General features: G+C 38.0%; 6 protein-coding genes. 2 read left to right on the top strand and 4 right to left on the bottom strand.

Annotation, left to right across the window (positions count from 1 at the left end; genetic code table 11):
- Nucleotides 1-929 precede the first annotated feature (929 nt).
- Nucleotides 930-2,456: an AbgT family transporter gene (locus RQ907_RS07160; RefSeq protein ID WP_311492692.1), complete on the bottom strand. Its 1,527-nt coding sequence runs from the start codon at nt 2,454-2,456 to the stop codon at nt 930-932.
- A 228-nt stretch (nt 2,457-2,684) separates the two neighbouring features.
- Here RQ907_RS07160 and RQ907_RS07155 point away from each other — a divergent pair, with 228 nt between their 5' ends.
- Complete coding sequence (locus RQ907_RS07155) at nt 2,685-3,125, top strand: LytTR family DNA-binding domain-containing protein (protein WP_311492691.1); 441 nt, start codon at nt 2,685-2,687, stop codon at nt 3,123-3,125.
- 9 nt (nt 3,126-3,134) lie between these two features.
- Nucleotides 3,135-3,560 (top strand): DUF3021 domain-containing protein, encoded by a 426-nt coding sequence (locus RQ907_RS07150; protein ID WP_311492690.1) that lies wholly within the window; start codon nt 3,135-3,137, stop codon nt 3,558-3,560.
- A 35-nt stretch (nt 3,561-3,595) separates the two neighbouring features.
- On the opposite strand, the gene RQ907_RS07145 is transcribed toward RQ907_RS07150, so the two are convergent.
- From RQ907_RS07145 to RQ907_RS07135, 3 genes are read right to left on the bottom strand one after another with little or no spacing between them, the layout of a single operon-like run.
- A complete protein-coding gene (locus RQ907_RS07145) occupies nt 3,596-4,213 on the bottom strand; it encodes an ABC-2 transporter permease (RefSeq protein WP_311492689.1) in 618 nt (205 codons plus the stop codon).
- Nucleotides 4,194-5,060 (bottom strand): ABC transporter ATP-binding protein, encoded by an 867-nt coding sequence (locus tag RQ907_RS07140; RefSeq protein ID WP_311492688.1) that lies wholly within the window; start codon nt 5,058-5,060, stop codon nt 4,194-4,196. The genes RQ907_RS07145 and RQ907_RS07140 overlap by 20 nt, the downstream gene beginning before the upstream one ends.
- Nucleotides 5,053-5,430, bottom strand: a complete 378-nt coding sequence (locus RQ907_RS07135; protein ID WP_311492687.1) for a GntR family transcriptional regulator — start codon at nt 5,428-5,430, stop codon at nt 5,053-5,055. Before RQ907_RS07135 ends, RQ907_RS07140 begins: the two co-directional genes overlap by 8 nt.
- Nucleotides 5,431-5,595 lie beyond the last annotated feature (165 nt).

The raw sequence follows: 5,595 nt of genomic DNA, 5'->3' as shown, positions 1-5,595 counted from the left end.
GTCCCTCACCCGCCTCCCCTTAAACCCCTCTCGGCTACACCCCCGAGCGTCTCCTAAAGCGGAGTGCGAAACCAGAAGTTTGCCTACGGCAAACCTCTTTAGTATGGGGTATGACTTCGTATTAGTTTACGTATCTCCACACTGATTTTTAATCTACGAAGCCCTAAAAATCGCAAACTCGCTACGCTCAGGCATGCGATTTTCTTGACGGTCTTCTTGATTAAAAATCTTTTCTTGATAAATTAGAAAATTGGTTTCTATGTTCCAGATTGTTCTCGGCTCGTTTGGCTTTGCCAAACATTGCTAAATTAGTGTTTGTTTCCAAACGAAGAAACCAAAAATCCAAAGGTCGAGTATTTTAAAATCCCAAGCCTCCGTGAAAAAAATTGCACTGACAGCTTTTTACAAATAGAAATACAGTAGATACTGTGAACAAATTTTCAAATAAAAAGTACAAGTTAGACGAGATTGCAATTTTTAGGAGGCTTGGGATTTTAAAAATTTAAACAAATATTTTTCCTGAACAATGGCTCCTCTATACCAACACGTTTGCCGAAGGCAAACACATTATCCCACGAGAGTGGTCGCCCGGAGGGGGTAACGGAAGGGGTTTTAAAGGGGACCCGATGGGGGAACGTGCGAAACGTTCCCTTGGGGTCCCCTTTTTACGGAGAGGTCATGTAAATGACCTAGATTATTTATAAGATACAGTTAATCTCGAATTAACGAAAAAAAATGATATTCTAGTAATCTTTTTATTGCAGACGCTCTTACTTATCACGTCAGTCCTCCCCGAGCCGGACGGGCTAGTTCAAAATCACATAAGGTTTTTCATAAATTTCTACTGCGGTGCTTTGCACCTTGAGAAATTTTGAAAACCGCAAAAACTTTGCCTACAAAGTTTTTACTACCATTATCTCGGATAGACCCTAAACAAATAGCATCGCCCCCGGTCCTAACGGAATTTTAAATATCATCCAGCCTACTAAGAGCAAGGTCCAGAAGATTAGGAATGCTATGGAGTATGGTAGCATAGTTGAGATTAGGGTTCCGAGCCCCCTGTCTTTGTCGTATTTTTGCATGAAGATTACTATCATTGCAAAATAGTTCATTAGCGGGCTTATGATGTTTGTTGATGAGTCGGCTATCCTGTAGGCCATTTGGCTTAGTTCTGGGGAGAGTCCCATGTTCATGAACATTGGCACAAAGATTGGTGCCATGATTGCCCATTTGGCTGAGGCTGATCCTATGAATAGGTTTATAAAGGCTGATAGGATTATAAATAGGATAACAAGTGGTACTCCTGTTAGGCTAATTGATTCCAAAAACTCAGCTCCCTTTACAGATAGGATTGTTCCTAGGTTTGTATAGGCAAAGAACGATACAAATTGGGCTGCGAAAAATGCTAATACCAAAAATCCGCTCATGGATTCCATGGACTTGCCCATAGCTCCTATAAGGTCTTTTGAATCCTTAAATTTGCCTGTTGTCCTTCCAAAAACATAACCCGGAATTAGGAACATAAATAAGATTGCTCCTACTAAACCCTTGCCCAAAAAGGCGTCTAAGGTCATCTTGCCTTGAGCATTTGCTTCCCTTAAGACAGCATTTTTTGGCACCATTAAAATTGCCATTACGATTACAAATAGTAAAAATGCTAACAAGGCATTTTTTAATCCCTTTTTTTCTAAATCTGTTAGCGGCTTATCTTCGTGGACATAGGCTCCCTTATATTCTCCGAGGTTTGGGATTACAACTTTTTCTGTAACCACGCTTGCTACTAAGGTTAAAACAAAGGTAGAAACTATTAGGAAATACCAGTTGCCTGAAGCATCTACTGTATAGGAAATATTTGCTGCCCTTAGGGCCTCATTGGTGATTCCACCTAGCATGACATCTGTTGGTCCAAAAATTAGGTTGGCAGAAAATCCACCAGAAACCCCTGCAAAGGCTGCAGCAAGGCCCGCTATTGGGTGTTTGCCAGCTGAGGCAAAAATCATTGCCCCGAGTGGAATTACCACAACATAGCCTGCATCAGATGCGATATTTGATACGATTCCTGTAAAAACAACCGCTCCTGTAAGGATCATTGGTGGCACATTTGAAAGCATCTTCTTAAGGCCAGCGTCAAAAAATCCTGCATCCTCAGCCACACCTACACCCAGCATAGCAACTAAAACTACACCAAGAGGTGCGAAGGATGTGAAATTTGGAACTAGGGATGAAAACATATAGCGGATGCCTTCAGCGTTTAAAAGGCTCACAGCTTCGATAGTTGATTCAGCTTCGGCTTTTGCATCATAGTAGGATACAGAAAGGCCAGCCCATACACATATTTGTGCAATGGCAGCTAAAATTACAATCATTATTACAAAAATTATAGCAGGATGGGGCAGGGCATTGCCGACTTTTTCAATCTTAGCCAGGACTCCTCCTGTTTTTTTATTCTTAGACATAAGTCCTCCTTATATATTAAAATTATCTATATTTTAAGCCATAAATTCGTCTTAAAAAAAGTTATACCTTTCTAATATACGATTTTTTTGCTATAAATTCACCTATATAATTGTAAATTTAAACCCATTCCCCTATTTTTTGACCACTTATCTTTCATATTCGACCTTTTATCCGAAAATGAATGCATAAGTTAATTCTTGGCTTTATAATAGAATCAGGAGGTAGGGATGAAAGTTGACATAATAATTGATGAAACAATCGACGAAACCCAGGTAAAAATATTTGCCAAGGAATATTCAAAGGAAGTCGAAACCATAAAGGATTTACTGGCTGACAGGCTAATTGACAAGCTTGTAGCCTTTCGTGATAAGGAAGTTTTTATCCTTTCTCACGAAGAAATTATAAGAATTTTCGCCCAAGATAAGAGTGTATTTATAAAAACGAAAAACGGAACTTTTTCGTCAAGGCTTACTGTTTCCGAATTGGATAAGAGGTTAGATAAGAAAAAATTTATAAGGATTTCTCGTTCAGATATTGTAAATCTTGACTTTGTAAAAAAACTCGACCTTTCCTTTACAGGAACTATAGCAGTCGAGCTTACAAATGATGATGTGGCCTACGTTTCTAGGCGAAATTTAAAAGAATTTAGGAAGGCCTTAGGCCTATAAGGAGGAAACATGAAAAATTTTAAAGATTTATTAGTTGGATTTTTGGCAGGTGTAGGTATAGGCGCCTTGATTGAGGCCGTTTTATCTATGATAATTAAGGAAAATATAGTTGGAGTTTCTGACTTCGTGGCAAGCCAAGCACCAGGTTATGCAAAAATTATCCAATGCCTGGTCTATGGTGGCTTTGGTATTGTTTCAGTCCTAATGGCGAATATTTTCAAAAACAAGAATAGGGCAACTTATTTAAGTCATGCCATCCACTTTTGTGCAATGATTGTTTATTTCATCTGTGCAGGCCTTTACCTAAGATGGTTTGAATATAATTTAAGCCTTGTATTTTCAATCATCCTCTTTGTTGGAGTTTATTTATTAATCTCTTTCGCCTGTTATATTTATGAAAAAAATATGATAGGCCAAATCAATAAAAAGTTATAAGCAAGTAAAAATGGTCCCAAATCCGGGACCATTTTTTAAAATTCCTTAGCCTTATAGATTCCAGCTGAAATTTTAAAGGAAAGAAAACTTAGTAAAATCGTTAGAATCACAAGGCCTAGGGCCAAGATATTTTTATTCATGCTCATGCCAAAATTTATCAAGTCTAAAAGTTTCTCTTTGTTTGCCCCAAAATATGAAAAGCTTCCAAAGATTATAAAGTAAAATAGGACGAAAATCATCCTGGACTTTTCTTCTCCAAACTTATACATGAGGGGAAGTTGGGCTAAGGCGATAAAGTTTGAGAAAAATAGGACGCTAGCACAGTAAAGGGCGATTGGCAATTTTACTCTGTAGCCAACAATTAGGCTTATTATAAGAGCAAAGATGGAAAGAATCCAAACAAAGGCGTATCTTGATCCGACTATTTTTTCCTTGCCAATCCCTGTTGATATCAAATACTTGTCTATGTGGCTTTCTGAGTCGACTCCAAACAAAATTCCCAAAAGGATTGTTGGAAGTAGGATAAAAGTCAGAGGGAAAAGTTCTAGTTGGTCCTCATTGTTGAAAACAAAGGCAATGGCTACCATGATTACTGTCATTAGCCCAATTGATGTCTTTGTTGTTGTTAAATCCTTATATATTAAGGCTTTCATTGTAGGCCTCCTTTATCATATAGACCATGATATCTTCGATAGATGGTTTTTCTATGTCAAGATTTTCTGGAATTTTTTCTCTTCTTACCAAACATTCCCTACCAAATTGATGTTTTCTCACGCCTACAAGGGCGGATTTATCAAGGCTTTCAAATTCTTCATCTCCCAGGGAAACAAGGCCATATTTTTCACTTAGGCCGTCTTTTTCTTCGTTGAAAATTAGCTTACCCTTGTGGATAAAGGCAATGTAGTCGGCGATTTTTTCTAGGTCTGACAAAATATGGGAGGAAATCAAAACTGTGTGGTTCTCATCTTGAATAAAATCAAGAAGAATATCCAAAAAATCATCCCTCACAACCGGGTCAAGGCCACTTGTAGGCTCATCTAGGATTAGGATTTCTGCCCCGTGACTCATGGCGAGGGCAAGGCCCAATTTCATTTTCATACCCCTAGAAAAAGTCTTTATAGGAATATTAGTTGGAAGGGCAAAATTTTCCATAAATTCGTAAAAAGTTCCCTTCTCCCAGTGGTCCTTGTAAAGCAAAGAGTGAAACTTTTCTATCTCGTCCACCTTCATAGAGCCAGGTAAAAATAGATCATCGTAGACAAAGCCAAGCTTGTATTTTTCGTCAACAGAGAGGTTATTTATGTCCTTGCCAAAAATTTCTATCGCTCCATTATCTCTGCCAATTACATCCAAAATAAGCTTGATGGTGGTAGACTTTCCAGCCCCATTTTCGCCAATAAAACCTGTTATAGTTCCCTTTTTGATCCCTAAATCGATAGGACCGAGCCTAAAATTTCCAAAATTCTTTGTTAGTTTTTTTAATTTAATTGCATCAGTCATCAGTATCCTCCAATACATCAACTAGGGCGAGGATTTCTTCTTTTGAAATATCGCCAAGTCTTGCAAGCTTGATGACTTCCTTAATGTGGTCTTCGATTTTTACCATGAGTTTCTCCTTGACCATTTGTGGGTCCTGGCTTTTAATAAAATTGCCCTTGCCCGGAACAGAATCGATTAATCCGTCCTTTTCGAGTTCGTCGTAGGCCCTCTTGGTTGTAATCACACTCACCCTAAGCTCCTTGGCAAGAAGCCTTATGGAAGGCAGGGGTTTGTTTATATCTAGCTTGTCATCTAAGATTGCATCCCTAATCTGGTTTTTGATTTGTAAATATATCGGATCTTTACTCGAGTAATTTATTTTTATGTCCATATATCCTCCATCTGTATATAGTGTATATTAACAGTTATAATTTGTCAAGACTTTTGGGAAATATTTATGAATTGAATTTACAAAACAAATTGAATTTCCATTGAAATTCCAAGAAAAAAGGTGATGTTGCAGAATAGATTTATCTATTCTGCAACATCACTTTTT

The sequence above is a fragment of the uncultured Anaerococcus sp. genome, from assembly GCF_963510575.1.
GTDB lineage: Bacteria > Bacillota > Clostridia > Tissierellales > Peptoniphilaceae > Anaerococcus.
Note: the sequence above shows the minus strand (reverse complement) of the source record. Positions and strands in the feature narration are given on the sequence as shown.

What these genes read in the sequence shown, in the direction of transcription:
- RQ907_RS07160 (WP_311492692.1), bottom strand. Translation starts at nt 2,456, where the DNA reads ATGTCTAAGAATAAAAAAACAGGAGGAGTCCTGGCTAAGATTGAAAAA.
- RQ907_RS07155 (WP_311492691.1), top strand. Translation starts at nt 2,685, where the DNA reads ATGAAAGTTGACATAATAATTGATGAAACAATCGACGAAACCCAGGTA.
- RQ907_RS07150 (WP_311492690.1), top strand. Translation starts at nt 3,135, where the DNA reads ATGAAAAATTTTAAAGATTTATTAGTTGGATTTTTGGCAGGTGTAGGT.
- RQ907_RS07145 (WP_311492689.1), bottom strand. Translation starts at nt 4,213, where the DNA reads ATGAAAGCCTTAATATATAAGGATTTAACAACAACAAAGACATCAATT.
- RQ907_RS07140 (WP_311492688.1), bottom strand. Translation starts at nt 5,060, where the DNA reads ATGACTGATGCAATTAAATTAAAAAAACTAACAAAGAATTTTGGAAAT.
- RQ907_RS07135 (WP_311492687.1), bottom strand. Translation starts at nt 5,430, where the DNA reads ATGGACATAAAAATAAATTACTCGAGTAAAGATCCGATATATTTACAA.